Here is a 17620-nt window from a genome sequence, read left to right as displayed (position 1 = left end):
TTTTTTCACATTCTCTGCGCTGGCAGTTAATATTTTTTAATTGGCAAATAAACCTCCAAATAGGCTAAAACTGTCAAATTGACAAGACAAATATTATTTTAGCTTGTGTTTTTTGGCTGCCTTTATAAAATCTATAAATAAAGGGTGCGGACTGGCAACCGTACTTTTATATTCCGGATGGTATTGCACACCCACAAACCAAGGGTGATCTTTTATTTCTACAACTTCTACCAAACCCGTTTGCGGATTTATCCCGGTGCTTGCCATACCGGCTTGTTCTAATTCTTTTTTATAATGGTTATTGTATTCGTAACGATGTCTATGACGCTCGCTAATTTGGCTTTTACCATATATTTTATAAATCAAAGAGTTTTCTTCTAATTGGCAATCCCAAGCCCCTAAACGCATTGTGCCACCCATTTGCGTTAAGTTTTTTTGATCTTCCATAATATCTATTACAGGATATGGCGTGTTTATATCCATCTCTGTAGAGTTGGCATCTTTTAGGTTTAATACATTTCGGGCAAACTCTATAACTGCCATTTGCATGCCTAAGCAAATTCCCAGAAATGGCAAATTGTTTTCGCGTGCATATTTAACCGCTTCAATCTTACCTTCAATTCCGCGCTCACCAAAACCGGGAGCTACCAAAATACCGTCTAGGTTACTTATGTTATGAGAATTTTTATCTACATCTATAAATTCTGAATGAATATTTTGAATATTTACTTTTACTTCATTTTCCGCTCCAGCGTGAATAAAAGCTTCTAAAATAGATTTATAAGAGTCTTGCAGCTCGATGTACTTACCAACTAAACCTATGGTAACTTCTATTTTTGGATTTTTATGACGTTGTAAAAATTGATTCCATTGGGTTAAATCCGGCTGCGTATCATCTGGTAAATTTAATTTTTTTAAGGTAATGGTATCTAAACCTTCTTCCAGCATCAAATTGGGTACATCATAAATGGTAGAAGCATCTATGCTTTGTATTACCGCTTCTTTTTTTACGTTGGTAAACAAAGCTAACTTTTCGCGCAAATCTTCTCCCAACTCGTGTTCTGTTCGGCAAACCAAAACATCTGCGTTTATACCGCTTTCCATCAAGGTTTTTACGCTGTGTTGTGTTGGTTTGGTTTTTAATTCTTTGGCGGCAGAAAGATAAGGTACCAGGGTTAAATGAATTACTAAAGAGTTTTGCTCGCCCAATTCCCATTTAAGTTGTCGCACAGCCTCTATGTAAGGTAAAGATTCAATATCGCCAACGGTTCCGCCAATTTCAGTAATTATTATATCGTATTCGCCGGTTTTACCCAATTGCTGTATACGCTCTTTAATTTCGTTGGTGATATGCGGAATTACCTGAACGGTTTTTCCTAAAAACTCGCCACGTCTTTCTTTCTCTATCACACTTTGGTAAATGCGCCCGGTGGTAACATTATTAGCTTGCGAGGTGTTTACATTTAAAAAACGCTCGTAATGGCCTAAATCTAAATCTGTTTCTGCGCCGTCTTCCGTTACATAGCATTCGCCATGCTCGTAAGGATTTAGCGTTCCGGGATCTATATTAATGTACGGGTCTAATTTTTGAATGGTTACCTTATAACCTCTGGCTTGTAGCAATTTGGCAAGCGATGCCGCGATAATTCCTTTCCCTAAAGACGAAGAAACACCACCAGTTACAAAAATGTACTTTGTGTTGGCCATTGTAGCGAATTTTGTTTATGTCTATTCGGGATGCAAAAGTACAAATTTTACACAAATAGAATGCTTTTTAAAAGCGCTTTTAATAAATAAAACGCAGTTGCTTAAATTAGAAGGAAATGCGCATAGTATTTACAGTAAGTTATTTTGGCTGTACTTTACGGATGTTTTTTAGCAAAGCTTCCAAACCGTTAACTTTTAACTCATAAACTGCTTCCATTTGTTTGTTGGGAAAACCTTTTTGCTTAAACCAAACAAAATAAGCTTCAGGAATATCGCTAAGATACCAGCCTTTATATTTGCCAAAGTGCATTTTGGCATAAGCCAATTGTATCAAATGTTCTTTTTTAGCTTCTATTTTCATAAAAATTTATCGTTTTAAGATATTATTGGCTAGAATTATTGGCGTTATCTGTAATTATTTTGGTAAGTTTAATTTTCTACAAATAATTTAATGTAAAACTATAAAAAATAATTATGGCATCTATTTTAGATTTATTAAAAACGGAAACCGGACAACAACTTATAAATGGCGCTAGCAAAGAAACCGGAATTTCAAAAGAAAAAGCAGGCTCTGTTCTTTCTATGGCATTACCGGCAATTCTGGGGGCATTGAAAAACAGTGCAAAGTCTGACGAAGGAGAAAAAAAGTTAAACCAAGCTTTAGAATCTGACGAGCATGACGGTTCTATTTTAAATAACCTTGGCGGATTTTTACAAGGAGATAAAAGTGATTTATTGAGCAAAGGTGCAGGTATTTTAAAACACGTTATGGGCGGCGAAGAAGAAGCCAGCCTAAAAAATAATATAAGTACCACAACTGGAGTAGACGCTTCTTCTATAGGAAAAATAATAAAAATGGCTTTACCGGTTGTTATGGGATTCTTAGGAAAACAGAAAAAAGAAGCGAACGGAGGTGGAGTTTCGAGTTTACTAAAATCTGCTATGGGAACAAACCAAGACGATAATATGCTCGGGGATATTGCCGGCAAATTTTTTGGAGGTAAATAAATATACAAATAAAAGTCAGGCGGTTTTTTTTGGTAATTAAAAGCTGTTTAAAATCTTTTTGACAGATTAACAAAATACTAAAAAAATAAAATTGCTACAAACTATTACATTTCTTACTTTTGCTGTTGAAAACTAGAAGAAAAACCTGATTATGGATTTACACGAATATCAAGGAAAGGAAATATTAAATAGCTTTGGCGTACGAATTCAGCGAGGAATAGTTGCCACAACAGGAGAAGAAGCTGTTGAAGCTGCAAAAAAACTAACCGAAGAAACCGGTACCGGTTGGCACGTTATCAAGGCGCAAGTACACGCCGGCGGCCGCGGTAAAGGTGGTGGGGTTAAGTTGGCCAAAAACCTACAAGAAGTAGAAGATATTGCCAACCAAATTATAGGAATGAACCTAGTTACCCCGCAAACTTCTAAAGAAGGAAAAAAAGTAAATCAGGTTTTGGTAACAGAAGATGTTTACTATCCCGGCGATAACGAGCCTGAAGAATATTATATGTCTGTTTTATTAAACCGTTCAACCGGTAAAAATATGATTATGTATTCTACCGAAGGTGGAATGGATATAGAAACCGTAGCAGACGAAACTCCTGATCTTATCTTTACCGAAGAAATAGATCCAGCTGTTGGCCTTATGCCTTTTCAAGCAAGAAAAATTGCTTTTAATTTAGGACTTTCTGGAGCGGCTTTTAAAGACATGACAAAATTTGTACAATCTTTATATAAAGCTTTTGACAAATCTGATTCTTCTTTATTTGAGATCAATCCGGTTTTAAAAACCAGCGACGATAAAATTATGGCAGTAGACGCTAAAGTTTCTTTAGACGATAGCGCTTTGTTCCGTCATAAAGATTACGCAGAAATGCGCGACGAACGCGAAGAAAACCCAGTTGAGGTAGAAGCCAGAAAAGCCGGTTTAAACTATGTAGCTTTAGATGGTAATGTTGGTTGTATGGTAAACGGCGCCGGACTTGCAATGGCAACGATGGATTTGATTAAACAAGCCGGTGGAGAACCTGCAAACTTTTTAGATGTTGGTGGTACCGCAGATGCCAAACGTGTAGAAGAAGCCTTTAGATTAATTTTAAAAGACGAAAAGGTAGAAGCTATTTTAGTAAATATTTTTGGTGGTATTGTGCGTTGTGACCGTGTTGCGCAAGGTATTGTAGATGCCTATAAAAATATGGGAGACGAGATTAACGTACCAATTATTGTACGTTTACAAGGTACCAACGCAGACAAAGCAAAAGAGCTTATAGATGGTGCCAGCGGTTTAAATGTAGAAAGTGCTGTACAATTTAAAGAAGCTGCAGATAAAGTACATAAAGTACTTTCCTAAATTAATATAAAATAACAGTTTAAAAGCTGTCTTAGATATAACTTCTAAGACAGCTTTTTTATCTTAAAAAGGCCATTCTGCCAAAAGTTCTTTAACTTAGCAATAAACAACTATTAGTATGAGAAAAATAATACTCTTTTTATGTAGTGTGGTTTTGTTTTTTGCTTGTAAAAACGAAACTAAAAATGTTAGTGCTAAGAATTCTACCAATCAAGAACGCTCGCAGGCGGAAAAAATAATAGATAGCGTAATTAAAAAAGCCGGCGGAGAAACCTACGAAACCGCAAGCATAGATTTCGATTTTAGAGATAAACATTATCAAAGTAAACGCCGTTGTGGGCAATTTTCATTTACCAGAACTTTTAAAGACTCAACCGGAAAACAAATAAAAGATGTTTTATCTAACGAAGGTTTTACGCGTTATGTAAATCAAGAAAAACAAAATTTACCAGATAGTTTGGCTACATCTTATTCTAACTCGGTTAACTCTGTACATTATTTTATGCAATTGCCTTTTGGCCTAAACGATACTGCAGTAAATAAAGAATTATTAGGAGAAACTACAATAGAAAACAAGCCCTATTACGAAATTAAAGTTTGGTTTGATGCCGAAGGCGGGGGAGAAGACCACGAAGACGAATATATTTACTGGGTAAATAAAAATAATTACTACATAGATTATTTTGCTTATTCTTACGAAGTTAATGGCGGCGGTATGCGGTTTAGAAAAGCTTATAATCCGAGAGTAATAAAAGGACTTCGGTTTGTAGATTATAAAAATTACGCGCCAAAAGAAGCTGAAGAAGCCAACTTAGAAAATTTGGAGCAACTCTACCAAAACGATAAATTAAAACTGTTTTCTGCTATAGAAAATAAAAATATAGAAGTAAGTTTGGCACCAACAGATTGTGGTTAATCTACATCAAAACGCTCAACTTTGCCAGTTACGTTTTCACCATTTTTTATAATAGTGTATAAATTGCTGTTATTATTGGCTGGGATGTACCTAAACTTTTTCTTGCCCAGAATTAAATTGGCAAATTTTGGCGTTGTGTCTTGGTGACCAACAATTAGGACGGTTTTTCCCTGCGTTTCTTTTTGAAACTGCTCAGAATACATATTGTTTTTATCATAAACCTTTACGGAAGTGCCAATTTCGTCTGCCAGTGGCGTTGCTGTCTGTATAGTGCGATTGTAATTGGTGCTGTAAACCAAGTCTATATTTTTATCTTTTAAGACTTTTGCCCAATAGTTGGCGCGTTTCTTTCCTTTTGGTAATAAATCTGGATTTGTACCGGCGCTCCGGTCTTTTTCTGCGTGCCTAATAAGATAGTAAGTAGTTTCCAAATCTTGTTTTTTTGGTTTGTTGCTGGCATTATTTTCTTCCGTAAAGGACGAAAAGCTCAATACCAAACAGAGTATAAATATTAAATTATGCATGGATTTACAAATTTTTTATTTCCAATAAAATGATTTGGTTAAGTTGCTCACTAAAACTATTAAAATTATTGTCTGCAATAACCAATAAACTTTGGTTGCCATTGGCCAATATGGGACCAAAGCAAATACCTTCTATATTATCTACCGTATTGCCTTGCAGTAATTTACGAATTTTTTTAAAATTGAAAACCAATTCTTTTTCAGCCGATTTTACCTCTTTCTCAATTTTTCCTTCCAAAGCAGGTATTTGCAGGGTTGGCGAAGCATTTTTGGCATTTACGTGAAATAATAAAATAGTATTAGCTTTTTTGCCCCTTCCGGCGGAAAAAGAACGTTCTAAAACCAAAAATTTATCGGGTTTGTAATTTAAGATACCCGACAATCCGTTTACCGAAAAAGGCATAAGCGGTATTCTGTCTATAGGTTCTAAGCGATAAGAAAATTGTTTTTGTGGTTTTTTAGAAGCAGAATCAAAATAAGTAAAACGTACCGGCGATTTGGTGCGGTAAAGTTTGGGCTCCGGGCCATCTGCTTCTAAAGGCAGTTCGTTGGCAACCCAAATTCCTTTTTTGTCACTGCTTAAACTCAAACCTTCAAAAAGTCCGTTATGTCTTGGTTTTTGCTCACTTTCGGCTTTGAAATAAACCGGTATTTGGTAATGGTTTAAATAGTTTCCCTTTCTATTGGTATTAAAAATAGCCGGATCTTTTTTAGCCTTTATACTTCCTTCCGTAGAGAAAATAAAAGCATCATTGGTAGAATCGTAAGCTATATCTTCTAAATCTAAACGTGTAGTTTTAAAAAAAGCAGCGGTATCTTTTATCCTCATTAGATCATTAACTAAAACAGTATCTATTTTATTGGCACTTAATTGTATATCGAGTTTGTAAAAGCGCGGATTAGAAGCTTGATCGCTTACCGCGAAAAAATTGGAGCCATCATACGTAATTCCGGATAAACCGCCAACTTCTGTATCTTGTAGCATCATACCGGCGGGAATTGCATAATTGTCTACATAAGCAATTTCTAAAGCAGGTTGCTTACCAACTTTTGCAGTTTTGCAGCTGCTAACCAAAAGTAGCAGGATTGCGAGTGTATAAAATTTAAAAGAAGAATATAACATTACCTTAAGATAAATATAGGATTATGTTGGCAGTTCAATAGCCAATTATGATGTAATTTTATAATATTAACTTTAAAAATCAATTGTTATGAATGATCAAGAATTAGAAGGAAAATGGAACCAAGTAAAAGGCAAATTTAAACAAAAGTATGGTAATGTAACCGATGAGGATACCACTTATTCTGAAGGTAAATTTGACGAAATGCTAGGTCGCCTGCAAGAAAAAACAGGAAAGTCTAAAGAGCAATTAAAAGATGAAATAGATAAATTATAGTCTTTAAAAATTGCTATGAAAAAGAAACCCCTCGTGCTTAGCGAGGGGTTATTTTTTTATTGGCCAACTTCTACCAATTCTACATCAAAAATTAAAATTGAATTTGGCGGTATTGGTCCGGTGCCATTTTTTCCGTAACCTAAATGAGGTGGAATGATAAAACGGGCTTTTTCTCCGGTTTTTAGTAATTGAATTCCTTCATCCCATCCCGGAATTACGCGCCCGGTGCCTAAAGGAAAGCTAATTGGTTTATCTCTGTCATAAGAAGAATCGAATTTAGTACCGTCTGTTAAAGTGCCGGTATAATGTACTTTAACCATTTGTCCGCGGGCGGGAGAAGTCCCGTCAGGATTGGTTTCGGTTATTTTGTAGCGCAAACCGCTATCGGTTTTTTTATAGCCATCAGAAATGTTTTCTATTTCTTTTTCTATAGCTTCTTTTTTCTTTTGAACTTTTTCTTCTGTAGCAGTCATTTCGTCTTTAAAAACTTTAGGGGCATTAAAGTTTTTGGCATCTTCGCCAACACGAACAATAGTAACTTCTTGCATAATTACATCTTCCACGGGCTTATCGCGCTGTCCTGTTTCTACTTTGCCAATAGAATCTACAACTGCTTGTCCTTCTACAATTTGGCCAAAAATGCTATGTCTCTTATCTAAATTTGGAGTAGGGGCAAGGGTTATAAAAAATTGACTGCCATTGGTGCCCGGGCCTGCGTTGGCCATAGATAAAACGCCTTTGCTGTCATGTTTTAAACTATCTACAAACTCGTCTGGAAAAGCGTATCCGGGTGCTCCGGCGCCAGTGCCTTCAGGATCGCCACCTTGTATCATAAAACCGTCAATTATTCTATGAAAAGTCAATCCGTTGTAAAACTTTTTACCCTCGTATTTTTCGTCTACGTTAGGATTTTTGCCTTCTGCTAAAGATACAAAGCTAGCTACAGTAAGCGGTGTAGCTTTGTAAAATAATTCTGCTGTAAAATTACCTTTATTGGTTTTAAACTCTGCGTACAAACCATCTGGTAAATTGCTTTTTTTGCCGTCGTTACACGCAAAAGCGGTAATGGCCGTCATAAATAATAAAAGTAAATGGTGTTTTTTCATAATTTTAATTATTGCTGATTGTTATTTTCTTTTTCTACTGATTTTAAAGTGATGGTAGACTTTATGGGAACGTTGTTGCCTATTTTTTCACTATCGCCATAATAACCAAATGCCGTATGCGAAGGAAATAAAAAGGTAACGGTTTCTCCTACCTTCATTAATTTTATACCTTGGCGCAAACCGGTAAACACATCTTCTTGATCCATTTTAAACTCGCGTTCGCCCAATTCTTTCCTTGTATAAATTGGTTTGCCTTCTAAGGTGGCAATATCATATTCAAACTTTACCAAGTCGCCAAACTCCGGTTGTTGTAAACTGTCTTCAGATTTTTTTGTGTTGTAATAATACCAAAAACCTTCAGAAGAAGAAATGTAGTTGTTAACAGAGTCTTTATGGATAAGATCTAAGATTCTTTTTTCTTCTATTTTTACTAACTTTTTATTGCGTTGCACAGATTCTTTTATAAAAGAACCAGATTTGTTAGATACCGGTTTACGGGCTTCTGGCGTTTTACAAGCCAACAGCAAACCAAATAAACTTAATAAGATAAATACTCTCATTGTTGTAATTCGTTTTTATATGCTTCTAGTATAGATTCAAAATAAATGGCGGTTTCTTTTAGGTCTTTTTCGCTTTTTCCGCCGGCAGCGTTTATATGTCCGCCGCCATCAAAATGTTCTCGGGCTACCTTATTTACATCAAAATCACCTTTAGAGCGTAAAGATATTTTTATAATTTCTTGTTCTGCATCTTCAATAAAAATGGCAGCAAATTTTATTCCTTCAACGCCAAGACTATAATTTACAAAACCTTCTGTATCGCCTTTTTTAAATTTATGCGTATCTAATTCTTTTTGAGATAGGGTAATATAAGCGGTTTTATATTTTGGCAAAACCTTCATATTATTAAGCGCAACGCCCAATAATTGCATTCTTTCGTAAGAGTTGGTGTCAAAAACCTGTTGGTGTATACTTGCATTTTTTGCACCTTTATCTATTAAAGTGGCAATAACCCTATGCGTGGTGCTAGTGGTAGAGGCAAACCTAAACGAGCCGGTATCTGTCATAATACCTACATACAGGCAAGTAGCAATTTCTTTATTAATGGTTTCTTCTTCACCTAGTTTTTTTAGAAAATGAAAAACCATCTCGCAAGTAGAAGACATTGCTGCATCACTATAGGTAAAAGTAGCATAATCATCTGGTTGTTGGTGGTGGTCTATCATAACAAAAGTGGCATCGCTCTTACTTAAATGTTCTTCCAAACCGCCGGAGCGCGAGAGGTGGTTAAAATCTAAGGTAAAAACAAGCTCTGCTTCTTCTATCAGGTTCTCTGCTTTTTCATGATCTTTTTCAAAATTGACGATAGTATCTTCTTCCGGCAGCCATTTTAAAAATTTAGGATAATCATTTGGCGCAACTACGCTGCTTTGGTGTCCTTTTTGTTTTAAATATAAGTGCAAGCCTAAACACGAACCAATGGCATCGCCATCCGGACTTTTATGCGGTACAATTACAATTTTTTTTGTACTGCCCAATATTTCTTTTAAACGTTCTATTTCTTTCATAAGCCACGAAGATACAATTTAAAATTTTTTCTATTTTATTTTTGTTTTGAATTATCTACACGCCACTTTTTCCGTTAAGGAAAAAAGCGAAAAGTTTCTCGAAAAGAATGACAGCGTTTTAAAAAGAATAGAAAAGCCATAATAAGCAAAAGCTTTACGGAATGTTTACGGATTGCCCACTTCTGTAAAAATAAATATTGGTTTTGAAAAGATTATGTGTACTTTTGCAGCAAAATTAAAAAAAATATAATGGCAGGAAACAAGACTTTTACAATGATTAAGCCCGATGCTGTTGAAAATGGTCATATTGGGGCAATTTTAGAACAAATAACGGCTTCCGGTTTTCGAATTGTAGCCTTGAAACTTACGCAAATGACTAAAAACGACGCGGAAGAATTTTATGCAATTCATAAAGAACGTCCGTTTTTTGGCGAATTGGTAGAATTTATGACCCGCGGTCCTATTGTGGCAGCAATCTTAGAAAAAGATAACGCGGTAGAAGATTTTAGAACCTTAATTGGCGCTACCAATCCGGAAGAAGCTGCAGACGGAACCATCCGTAAAAAGTATGCAAAATCTATTGGCGAGAATGCCGTGCACGGAAGTGATTCTGACGAAAATGCACAAATAGAGGGCGCTTTTCATTTTGCAGGAAGGGAAATGTTTTAAGTATTTGCCTAATCAATCTATATAAAAAAAGCTATCTGTAACAGATAGCTTTTTTTGGTTTAAACTAAATTTTAGACGTTTCTACGTCTTGTTAAAATTTCTGTAATTACTGCAAAACAATTTTTTCTATCAACTCTTTCCCTAAAGCCTCATTTAAATTGCGTATAATTTTTTCTTTGCCGTAACTCAATTCTTCCCGCAGTACAGAAGAGCTTAAACGCACGTATAAAGTTTCTTTTTCAAATTTTATACCGGTTGTATATTTTGCAATTGCCGGTCCCATTTCTTGTTCCCAGGTTTTTTCTACATCTACTTTGTCTAAGCCTTTTTGCAATTTGTTTTTATCTACAAAAGCCCGCAAAGCTTCGCTCATATTTTGGTGTTCTTTATATCTCGTCATCCAAATAGCCTTTAAATCGTTTATAGGTATAGCGTATGCCTTTTTGGTTTTCTACGGTAAACTCGTCTTCTTCCAATTGTATTAAAGCTTCTTTCCAATCGTCCATTTCTGTATGGTAATGTAAATAGACACTATCGTTTTGCATACTTATTTCCAGCTTTTCTTTATCTTTTGTAGTGGTAAACGAGCCGTCTAATTTTGGGTTTACTTTTTTTCTAAAGCCTTCTAAATTTTTGTCCAGCTTAATAAAATCTACCGTTTCGTTAAATTTATAAACCCGTGGTTTTTCGTTTTCTTTTTGCACTTTTTTAATTTCCCAATAACCGTTTAATTGCTGCAACTCTTCTTTCTTTACGGAAGGATTACAGGCTATTAAAAAACTAAAACAAAAGATACTAAATAAAATGCTTGCTTTTTTCATAAGGCTAAAGATAATAAGGTATTCTGTTAATAAAAATAAGGACTAGCAATTTTTTACAAATCTATAATTTTATACTCTTGTGTACTGGCTTTTACAACTGCTTCTGTTCGTTCTGCGTGCGTGTCGCTAATAAATAATTGTCCTAAATCGTCTTGGGTTACCAATTGTACAATATGCGCAACGCGTTTTTCATCTAATTTATCAAAAACATCGTCTAACAATAAAATAGGGTTTACTTTAGACTGCTGTTTTATAAAATCGTATTGCGCCAGTTTTAAAGCAATTAAAAAAGTTTTTTGTTGGCCTTGCGACCCGAATTTTTTTACCGGATGCCCGCCAATTTCCAATTTAAGATCGTCTTTGTGCGTTCCTACTCCGGTGTATGTCATTACACGGTCTTTAGCTAAATTATTGGCTAATAAAACCAATAAATCATCTTTAAACAATTTGCTTTTATAGCTTAAACTCACCTCTTCTTGTGCGTTACTAATGCTTTTATAACGTTCCTTAAAGATAGGTATAAAGGCTTCCATAAATTCGGCACGCTTTTTAAAAATAACTTTGCTCAACGCACTCATTTGTTCGTCGTATATGCTAAGACTGTCTTTATTAAAAGTATGGTTGGCGGCAAAATATTTTAAAAGGGCATTGCGTTGCGAAAGCGTTTTGTTATAGCGCAACAAATGGTCTAAATAATCTTTATCGTTTTGCGAAATAATACCGTCTATAAACTTACGTCGTGTCTCGCTGCCTTCTAAAATCAAATCGCGATCTGCCGGAGAAATAATTACAACGGGAATAAGCCCTATATGCTCGCTGAATTTTTCGTAGGCTTTGGCATTGCGCTTTATAATTTTTTTATGGCCCTTTTTGGCGCTTACAACTATTTTTTCTTCGCGTTCTAATTTTTCAAAAGTGCCATCAATAACAAAAAAATCTTCTCCGTGTTTTATATTTTGACTCGTAACCGGGTTAAAATAACTTTTACCAAATGCTAAATGGTAAATACTGTCTAAAATATTGGTTTTCCCGACTCCATTATTGCCCACAAGACAATTAATCTTAGAATCGAACTCGAAAAAAGCACTTTCGAAATTTTTATAATTTAAGAGGGAGATTTTTTTTAAATGCATAAAGGTTTGAGGTTCAAAATTGTAGACGATTTTTTTAAAAAAATATATTTCTAAAACCTTGGTTGGCAAAATATCAAAAAAATAACAAATACTTTCGCTTTAAAATATGAATAAAAATTTTATTTTTGCCCTTCCAATTATGCAAATTTATGGCAACTTACAAAAAGAGAGGGTATAAACCTAAGAATAAGAAAGAGCAAGAAACTGCTACAGAAGAGCAATCTACAACAGCAGAAGTATTTAACAATTTAGATGAAGGCGCAGGCAAGACCGAGGAATGGGTAGCGCGCAATCAAAAACCAATATTTGGTATTATTGCTGTAGTGGTAATTGCCGTGTTGGCCTATATTGGTTATACCAAATTTGTGGTGCAGCCGCAAGAAGAAGAAGCTGCAAACGAAATGGCGCAATCACAAATTTATTTTGAAAGTGCAATACAAGCAGAAGGCGCGCAACAAGATTCTTTATACAATTTGGCCGTTGCAGGTGGTGCAGGTAAATTTGGCTTTGAAGATATCTCTAACGAATATTCTGGTACCAATGCTGGTAATTTGGCACACTATTATGCGGGAATGGCCTATTTAAATATGGGAGAATACAAAAAAGCCATCAACCATTTAGAACAATTTAGCAGTGAAGATGAGGTGTTGGCACCTTTGGCAAAAGGCGCTATGGGCGATGCTTTTGTACAAAACGGACAACCGGAAGAGGCTTTAGAATATTATGAACAAGCAGCCAAAATGCGCGATAACGAGTTTATAACACCTAAGTTTTTGCTAAAAGCAGGAACTACAGCCTTAGAAATTGGTAAGCCGGAAGTCGCACGTGAACATTTGCGTAAATTGGAAGAAGATTACGCCAATACCCCGGAAGCAGAAAAAGCTAAAATTTTTATAGGTAGCGCAGAAGCAAAGTAAATAACTATGGCAACTGCAGGAAAAAACTTATCAGAATACGATAAAGAAAAACTTCCCAATGCGAAAAATTTTCGGATTGGGATTGTTGTTTCTGAATGGAATGAAACAATTACCCAAAATCTTTTTCAAGGTGCTTTTGATGTGCTAACAGAAAATGGCGTTTTAAAAGAAAATATTGTACGTTGGAATGTTCCAGGAAGTTTTGAATTGATTTACGGCTGTAAAAAAATGCAGGAAAGTTTTGAAATGCTAGATGCAATTATTGCTGTAGGAAACGTAATTCAAGGGGAAACCAAACATTTTGATTTTGTTTGTGAAGGTGTAACCCAAGGTATTAAAGATTTAAATATTCAAAATGATATCCCCGTTATTTTTTGCGTACTTACCGATGATACCATACAACAATCGAAAGATCGTTCCGGCGGAAAGCACGGTAATAAAGGTGCCGAAGCCGCAGTAGCAGCAATTAAAATGGCACAATTGCGAAAAGACGCAAAGTTTTATAAATAAATTTGCTGCGCATACTTTTCACGCTAAAAGCGGAATTTTTAGTAAGAAACTCTACACATTAGGAATTCTCTTCGCCAATTTCTAAAATTTCAAATTTCCAATCCTCACTTTCCACCCATTATTTTTTATAAATTTAATACCTAGCTTTCGGCATTGTTATTGATTTTAAGTAAATTTGAAATCAGGGAAAATTATGGGACTTTTAAAATCAAAAAAGAATAAAAAATTTAGCTATAGTCCGCGTTATTATGACGATAAAGGGCGGGGAAATCCGTATTCTATAGAAAATAAATTCGATAAATACCGGCAAGCCACCGGCAATACCAAAGGCATTGTAAATAAAGCAAAAATGGCTTGGGCAGATTTAAAAGATGCCGGAGACAAAGACACCAACAAACGCTTGGTAATAATAATTGCCGTTTTGGTGCTTTTATTTTTATTTATTATAGATTTTGATTTGTCAATATTCTTAACCAGATAATGTCAGATATCATTCAATTATTACCAGATCACGTAGCCAATCAAATTGCAGCCGGAGAAGTAGTACAACGTCCGGCTTCTGTTGTTAAAGAGCTGCTCGAGAATGCTGTAGATGCCGGTGCTACTACTATCAATTTATTAATTAAAGATGCCGGAAAAACTTTGATTCAGGTTTCTGATAACGGTTGCGGAATGAGCTTTACAGATGCTCGCATGTCTTTTGAGCGGCACGCTACTTCTAAAATAAAACTAGCCGAAGATCTTTTTGCTTTGCAAACCAAAGGTTTTCGGGGAGAGGCTTTGGCGTCTATTGCTGCAATTGCACACGTAGATTTAAAAAGCAAACCAGAAACAGAAGAGATTGGTACACAAATAAAGGTAAAAGGCAGCGAGGTAGAATCGCAAGAGGCTTGTGTTACCCCAAAAGGCACGGTTATTAACGTAAAGAATTTGTTTTATAATATCCCGGCGCGTAGAAATTTTTTAAAATCAGATGCGGTAGAAAGCAGGCATATTATAGACGAGTTTCAGCGCGTGGCAATGGCGCATTCGCAAATTGCATTTTCGCTGCATCATAACGGTAGTGAACTTTTTCAGTTACCGTCTAGCAACAAACGCCAGCGCATTGTAAATATCTTCGGCGGTAAAACCAACGAAAAACTGGTGCCGGTAAAAGAAGAAACAGATTTGGTAAAAATTGAAGGTTTTGTTGGTAAACCCGAATTTGCCAAACGCAGTAGGGGAGAGCAATTTTTCTTTGTAAATAAACGCTTTATTAAAAGCCCGTACCTTAACCACGCGGTTAGCGCAGCTTTTGAAGGTTTATTGGCAGATAAAAACTATCCGGCGTATTTTTTATTTTTGGAAGTAGATCCAAAAAGTATAGATATAAACATACATCCTACCAAAACAGAAATTAAATTTGACGATGAGCACGCGCTTTATGCTATTTTAAGAAGTGCAATAAAACATAGTTTAGGGCAGTTTAATGTAGCGCCGGTTTTAGATTTTGACAGGGATGCTACTTTAGATACGCCGTATGATTTTCAGAGAAAATCTGCAAACACGCCCGAAATTGAAGTAGACAGAGGTTTTAATCCGTTTGAAACGGAAAAAATTGCGAGAACTAAAAGCAATTTTTCGCCTAACTTCAAAAAAGAAAATAAAAGTTGGGAAGCTTTGTATACTTCGGTAGATTTTGAAAAAAACACAGGAGAAGATAATTTTTCTAAAGTAGAGTTTGAAAGTGAAGAGGTTACGGGAAGTTTATTTGATTCTGAGAAGCAATCGAGCTCGGGCCGCACTTTTCAGTTACAAAAAAAATACATAATCAGTGCGTTAAAAAACGGGATGGTTGTTATAGATCAACATCGTGCGCATACCCGCATTTTATATGAAGATTTACTGAAAAATATTACTGTAGAAGCAGCTATTAGTCAGCAATTACTTTTTCCGTTAAGGATATCTTTAAACAAACAGGAAATAAAAATGCTAAAAGAGTTACAGGCCTCTTTAGAGCAAACCGGGTTTGTGTTTTCTGCCATAGAAGAAGAAGAAATAGAAATAAGCGGCATACCAACTTTAATTGCAGAGAGCGAGGTTTCTATTTTATTGGAACAGTTGTTGGCAGATTTTGAAAACGAAGTACCCGACAGCGGCTTTAAACAAACAGACATTTTGGCAAAATCTTTGGCAAAAAGTATGGCAATAAAAGCAGGTACACTTTTAGATACAATAGAACAAATGGCAATAGTAAACGGACTTTTTGCTTGTAAAGAACCAGATGTTACGCCTACTAACAAACGCGTTTTTATAACGCAAACGGCAGAAGACCTGGAGAAAAAATTTATGTAAATGGGAAGAATAACAGAAACGGTAAAAGTATTATTAATTGCTAATATTTTATTCTTTATTGGGAGTTTGTTTTTAGGAGGTTATGCCTATAAATTGCTTGCCCTTTGGTTTCCTGAAAACGACAATTTTGGTATCTGGCAAGTGGTGACGCATATGTTTATGCACGGTGGTTTCGGCCATATTATATTCAATATGTTTGCCTTGTATATGTTTGGTAGTTTATTAGAGCAATCTATTGGGCAGAACCGGTTTTTGTTTCTCTATTTTTCGGCAGGATTGGGGGCCGCCGGATTGCAAGTATTGTTTAGTTACGTAAACTTCCAATCTGCTTATCAGGCCTATATAGATGCCGGATTTAGTCCGCAAGAAATGCAAAACATGTTATCTGAACTCTCTTCTAATGGGAGATATAATTTTTATAACGTAATTCCGCGAGAAACCACGGAGCAGTTGATTAGTACTTATAAAGACCCAATGGTTGGCGCATCTGGAGCAATTTTTGGGGTTTTGGCGGCTTTTACCATTATTTATCCTAATTTGCCGTTGTATATTATGTTTATTCCAATTCCTATTAAAGCGAAGTATTTAATTGGTGGTTATTTTGCGATAAATGTATATTCGGCTTTAACCGGAGTAACCCTTTTAGGACCTTCTAACACGGCCTATTGGGCGCATATTGGCGGCGCAATAATTGGTTTTATCACCATGTGGTATTGGAAGAAAAATCAGTTTAACCAAAACAGGTGGAATTAATGGATTTTAAACAGCGTTTACAATACAAATACAGCATGGCCGGCGTGGTCGAAAAATTAATTGCAGTTAATGTAATTGCTTTTGTGCTGGTATTTTTGTTAGAAACCATAAGCTTCTTGTTTAAACTGCCCGCTAATTTTTTATTAGACTGGTTGGTTTTCCCTAAAGAATTAACCGAGTTAGCCTTTAAACCCTGGACTATTATTACCTACGCATTTTTACACGCCGGGATTTGGCATATTTTGTCTAATATGATAATCCTTTATTTTTCGGGTAGGCTGTTTTTAACGTATTTTTCCAGTAAGCGTTTACTGAATTATTACTTTTTAGGAGCCATTTTTGGCGCTTTAATTTATATGCTTAGCTATAATCTCTTTCCGGTTTTTCAAGGTTTGGGAAGATCGTATTTAATTGGTGCATCTGCCGCGGTAATGGCTATTTTGGTAGGGGTGGCAACACAAGCGCCAAATATGCAAGTACGTTTATTAATTATAGGAAACATAAAACTCTGGTGGATAGCCGCTTTCTTGGTGGTTTTGGATGTTATACAAATTCCTATGGGAAATCCCGGCGGACATTTGGCGCATTTGGGTGGCGCCGGTTTAGGCTATTTATATACCAAACAATTGGCAAAAGGAAACGATATTGGCGAGTGGTGGGAAAAAATAATGGACTGGTTTGTGGGGCTTTTTACGCCCAGTAAAAAAAGTCCGCTTAAAACGGTTTATAAAAATAAAAAGGAGAAAAAACAATGTAGTAAAAGCAGTAAATCTTCTGCTTATACCAAAGATTCTAAAGATGTAAAACAGCAAAAAATAGATGCTATTTTAGATAAAATAAGCAAAAACGGTTACGAAAGTTTAAGCAAATCAGAAAAAGAATACCTGTTTAATGCCGGGAAAGAATAGTT

General features: G+C 35.6%; 21 protein-coding genes. 11 read left to right on the top strand and 10 right to left on the bottom strand.

The genetic code is table 11. The features are described 5' to 3' along the window. Positions 1–93 precede the first annotated feature (93 nt). Complete coding sequence (locus FKR84_RS11255; protein ID WP_141422414.1) at positions 94–1707, bottom strand: CTP synthase; 1614 nt, start codon at positions 1705–1707, stop codon at positions 94–96. Positions 1708–1846: 139 nt separating this feature from the next. After that, a complete protein-coding gene (locus FKR84_RS11250; protein WP_141422413.1) occupies positions 1847–2068 on the bottom strand; it encodes a DUF3820 family protein in 222 nt (73 codons plus the stop codon). Positions 2069–2181: 113 nt separating this feature from the next. Between FKR84_RS11250 and FKR84_RS11245 the strand changes: the two genes are divergently transcribed. The 3 genes from FKR84_RS11245 (at position 2182) to FKR84_RS11235 (ending at position 4979) form a co-directional block, all read left to right on the top strand. After that, complete coding sequence (locus FKR84_RS11245) at positions 2182–2715, top strand: DUF937 domain-containing protein (protein ID WP_141422412.1); 534 nt, start codon at positions 2182–2184, stop codon at positions 2713–2715. A gap of 151 nt (positions 2716–2866) precedes the next feature. After that, positions 2867–4063 carry an ADP-forming succinate--CoA ligase subunit beta gene (gene sucC, locus FKR84_RS11240; RefSeq protein WP_141422411.1) on the top strand — a complete coding sequence of 399 codons (1197 nt, stop codon included), beginning with the start codon at positions 2867–2869 and terminating at the stop codon, positions 4061–4063. Between the two features lie 118 nt (positions 4064–4181). Beyond that, a complete protein-coding gene (locus tag FKR84_RS11235; protein WP_141422410.1) occupies positions 4182–4979 on the top strand; it encodes a DUF6503 family protein in 798 nt (265 codons plus the stop codon). Here FKR84_RS11235 and FKR84_RS11230 read toward each other — a convergent pair. Further along, entirely contained in the window at positions 4976–5503 is a 528-nt protein-coding gene (locus FKR84_RS11230; RefSeq protein ID WP_141422409.1) for a SixA phosphatase family protein, read from the bottom strand. The two genes, FKR84_RS11235 and FKR84_RS11230, sit on opposite strands and share 4 nt — an antisense overlap. 4 nt (positions 5504–5507) lie before the next feature. Next, positions 5508–6626: an esterase-like activity of phytase family protein gene (locus tag FKR84_RS11225; RefSeq protein ID WP_141422408.1), complete on the bottom strand. Its 1119-nt coding sequence runs from the start codon at positions 6624–6626 to the stop codon at positions 5508–5510. A gap of 88 nt (positions 6627–6714) precedes the next feature. On the opposite strand from FKR84_RS11225, the gene FKR84_RS11220 reads away from it, so the two are divergent. Beyond that, entirely contained in the window at positions 6715–6900 is a 186-nt protein-coding gene (locus tag FKR84_RS11220) for a CsbD family protein (RefSeq protein ID WP_141422407.1), read from the top strand. 56 nt (positions 6901–6956) lie between these two features. On the opposite strand, the gene FKR84_RS11215 is transcribed toward FKR84_RS11220, so the two are convergent. The 3 genes from FKR84_RS11215 to FKR84_RS11205 are packed head-to-tail and all read right to left on the bottom strand — an operon-like array spanning position 6957 to position 9573. Beyond that, positions 6957–8006: a peptidylprolyl isomerase gene (locus FKR84_RS11215; RefSeq protein ID WP_141422406.1), complete on the bottom strand. Its 1050-nt coding sequence runs from the start codon at positions 8004–8006 to the stop codon at positions 6957–6959. A gap of 8 nt (positions 8007–8014) precedes the next feature. Continuing rightward, positions 8015–8566 carry a gliding motility-associated peptidyl-prolyl isomerase GldI gene (gene gldI / locus FKR84_RS11210; RefSeq protein ID WP_141422405.1) on the bottom strand — a complete coding sequence of 184 codons (552 nt, stop codon included), beginning with the start codon at positions 8564–8566 and terminating at the stop codon, positions 8015–8017. Next, the gene (locus tag FKR84_RS11205; RefSeq protein WP_141422404.1) at positions 8563–9573 is read right to left on the bottom strand and encodes a DHH family phosphoesterase; all 1011 of its coding nucleotides are present in this window, start codon (positions 9571–9573) and stop codon (positions 8563–8565) included. The genes gldI and FKR84_RS11205 overlap by 4 nt, the downstream gene beginning before the upstream one ends. Positions 9574–9822: 249 nt before the next feature. On the opposite strand from FKR84_RS11205, the gene FKR84_RS11200 reads away from it, so the two are divergent. Then, on the top strand, positions 9823–10242 hold the full coding sequence (locus FKR84_RS11200; RefSeq protein WP_141422403.1) for a nucleoside-diphosphate kinase: 420 nt from the start codon (positions 9823–9825) through the stop codon (positions 10240–10242). Between the two features lie 106 nt (positions 10243–10348). Here FKR84_RS11200 and FKR84_RS11195 read toward each other — a convergent pair whose 3' ends face one another. The 3 genes from FKR84_RS11195 to recF are packed head-to-tail and all read right to left on the bottom strand — an operon-like array spanning position 10349 to position 12196. Then, complete coding sequence (locus tag FKR84_RS11195; RefSeq protein ID WP_141422402.1) at positions 10349–10642, bottom strand: DUF721 domain-containing protein; 294 nt, start codon at positions 10640–10642, stop codon at positions 10349–10351. Continuing rightward, positions 10629–11063, bottom strand: a complete 435-nt coding sequence (locus FKR84_RS11190; RefSeq protein WP_141422401.1) for a hypothetical protein — start codon at positions 11061–11063, stop codon at positions 10629–10631. Before FKR84_RS11190 ends, FKR84_RS11195 begins: the two co-directional genes overlap by 14 nt. A gap of 53 nt (positions 11064–11116) precedes the next feature. Beyond that, complete coding sequence (recF, locus tag FKR84_RS11185) at positions 11117–12196, bottom strand: DNA replication/repair protein RecF (RefSeq protein ID WP_141422400.1); 1080 nt, start codon at positions 12194–12196, stop codon at positions 11117–11119. A 149-nt stretch (positions 12197–12345) separates the two neighbouring features. Here recF and FKR84_RS11180 point away from each other — a divergent pair, with 149 nt between their 5' ends. The 6 genes from FKR84_RS11180 to FKR84_RS11155 all read left to right on the top strand — a co-directional run bounded on the left by FKR84_RS11180 (position 12346) and on the right by FKR84_RS11155 (position 17618). Beyond that, positions 12346–13113, top strand: a complete 768-nt coding sequence (locus FKR84_RS11180; protein WP_141422399.1) for a tetratricopeptide repeat protein — start codon at positions 12346–12348, stop codon at positions 13111–13113. A gap of 6 nt (positions 13114–13119) precedes the next feature. Continuing rightward, positions 13120–13623 (top strand): 6,7-dimethyl-8-ribityllumazine synthase, encoded by a 504-nt coding sequence (gene ribH, locus FKR84_RS11175; protein WP_141422398.1) that lies wholly within the window; start codon positions 13120–13122, stop codon positions 13621–13623. Positions 13624–13816: 193 nt separating this feature from the next. After that, positions 13817–14104, top strand: coding sequence for a riboflavin synthase subunit beta (locus FKR84_RS11170; protein WP_141422397.1), 288 nt, complete (start codon positions 13817–13819; stop codon positions 14102–14104). Next, positions 14104–15957, top strand: coding sequence for a DNA mismatch repair endonuclease MutL (gene mutL, locus FKR84_RS11165; protein WP_141422396.1), 1854 nt, complete (start codon positions 14104–14106; stop codon positions 15955–15957). The genes FKR84_RS11170 and mutL overlap by 1 nt, the downstream gene beginning before the upstream one ends. Then, positions 15958–16710 carry a rhomboid family intramembrane serine protease gene (locus tag FKR84_RS11160; protein WP_141422395.1) on the top strand — a complete coding sequence of 251 codons (753 nt, stop codon included), beginning with the start codon at positions 15958–15960 and terminating at the stop codon, positions 16708–16710. Next, entirely contained in the window at positions 16710–17618 is a 909-nt protein-coding gene (locus tag FKR84_RS11155; RefSeq protein ID WP_141422394.1) for a rhomboid family intramembrane serine protease, read from the top strand. Before FKR84_RS11160 ends, FKR84_RS11155 begins: the two co-directional genes overlap by 1 nt. The last annotated feature ends 2 nt before the right edge of the window (positions 17619–17620 follow it).

It is taken from the genome of Haloflavibacter putidus, from assembly GCF_006546625.1.
GTDB classification, from domain to species: Bacteria; Bacteroidota; Bacteroidia; order Flavobacteriales; family Flavobacteriaceae; genus Mesonia; species Mesonia putida.
Note: the sequence above shows the minus strand (reverse complement) of the source record. Positions and strands in the feature narration are given on the sequence as shown.

Excerpts from the sequence above, each read along its gene's own strand:
- FKR84_RS11255 (WP_141422414.1), bottom strand. The coding sequence starts at position 1,707 with ATGGCCAACACAAAGTACATTTTTGTAACTGGTGGTGTTTCTTCGTCT.
- FKR84_RS11250 (WP_141422413.1), bottom strand. The coding sequence starts at position 2,068 with ATGAAAATAGAAGCTAAAAAAGAACATTTGATACAATTGGCTTATGCC.
- FKR84_RS11245 (WP_141422412.1), top strand. The coding sequence starts at position 2,182 with ATGGCATCTATTTTAGATTTATTAAAAACGGAAACCGGACAACAACTT.
- sucC (WP_141422411.1), top strand. The coding sequence starts at position 2,867 with ATGGATTTACACGAATATCAAGGAAAGGAAATATTAAATAGCTTTGGC.
- FKR84_RS11235 (WP_141422410.1), top strand. The coding sequence starts at position 4,182 with ATGAGAAAAATAATACTCTTTTTATGTAGTGTGGTTTTGTTTTTTGCT.
- FKR84_RS11230 (WP_141422409.1), bottom strand. The coding sequence starts at position 5,503 with ATGCATAATTTAATATTTATACTCTGTTTGGTATTGAGCTTTTCGTCC.
- FKR84_RS11225 (WP_141422408.1), bottom strand. The coding sequence starts at position 6,626 with ATGTTATATTCTTCTTTTAAATTTTATACACTCGCAATCCTGCTACTT.
- FKR84_RS11220 (WP_141422407.1), top strand. The coding sequence starts at position 6,715 with ATGAATGATCAAGAATTAGAAGGAAAATGGAACCAAGTAAAAGGCAAA.
- FKR84_RS11215 (WP_141422406.1), bottom strand. The coding sequence starts at position 8,006 with ATGAAAAAACACCATTTACTTTTATTATTTATGACGGCCATTACCGCT.
- gldI (WP_141422405.1), bottom strand. The coding sequence starts at position 8,566 with ATGAGAGTATTTATCTTATTAAGTTTATTTGGTTTGCTGTTGGCTTGT.
- FKR84_RS11205 (WP_141422404.1), bottom strand. The coding sequence starts at position 9,573 with ATGAAAGAAATAGAACGTTTAAAAGAAATATTGGGCAGTACAAAAAAA.
- FKR84_RS11200 (WP_141422403.1), top strand. The coding sequence starts at position 9,823 with ATGGCAGGAAACAAGACTTTTACAATGATTAAGCCCGATGCTGTTGAA.
- FKR84_RS11195 (WP_141422402.1), bottom strand. The coding sequence starts at position 10,642 with ATGACGAGATATAAAGAACACCAAAATATGAGCGAAGCTTTGCGGGCT.
- FKR84_RS11190 (WP_141422401.1), bottom strand. The coding sequence starts at position 11,063 with ATGAAAAAAGCAAGCATTTTATTTAGTATCTTTTGTTTTAGTTTTTTA.
- recF (WP_141422400.1), bottom strand. The coding sequence starts at position 12,196 with ATGCATTTAAAAAAAATCTCCCTCTTAAATTATAAAAATTTCGAAAGT.
- FKR84_RS11180 (WP_141422399.1), top strand. The coding sequence starts at position 12,346 with ATGGCAACTTACAAAAAGAGAGGGTATAAACCTAAGAATAAGAAAGAG.
- ribH (WP_141422398.1), top strand. The coding sequence starts at position 13,120 with ATGGCAACTGCAGGAAAAAACTTATCAGAATACGATAAAGAAAAACTT.
- FKR84_RS11170 (WP_141422397.1), top strand. The coding sequence starts at position 13,817 with ATGGGACTTTTAAAATCAAAAAAGAATAAAAAATTTAGCTATAGTCCG.
- mutL (WP_141422396.1), top strand. The coding sequence starts at position 14,104 with ATGTCAGATATCATTCAATTATTACCAGATCACGTAGCCAATCAAATT.
- FKR84_RS11160 (WP_141422395.1), top strand. The coding sequence starts at position 15,958 with ATGGGAAGAATAACAGAAACGGTAAAAGTATTATTAATTGCTAATATT.
- FKR84_RS11155 (WP_141422394.1), top strand. The coding sequence starts at position 16,710 with ATGGATTTTAAACAGCGTTTACAATACAAATACAGCATGGCCGGCGTG.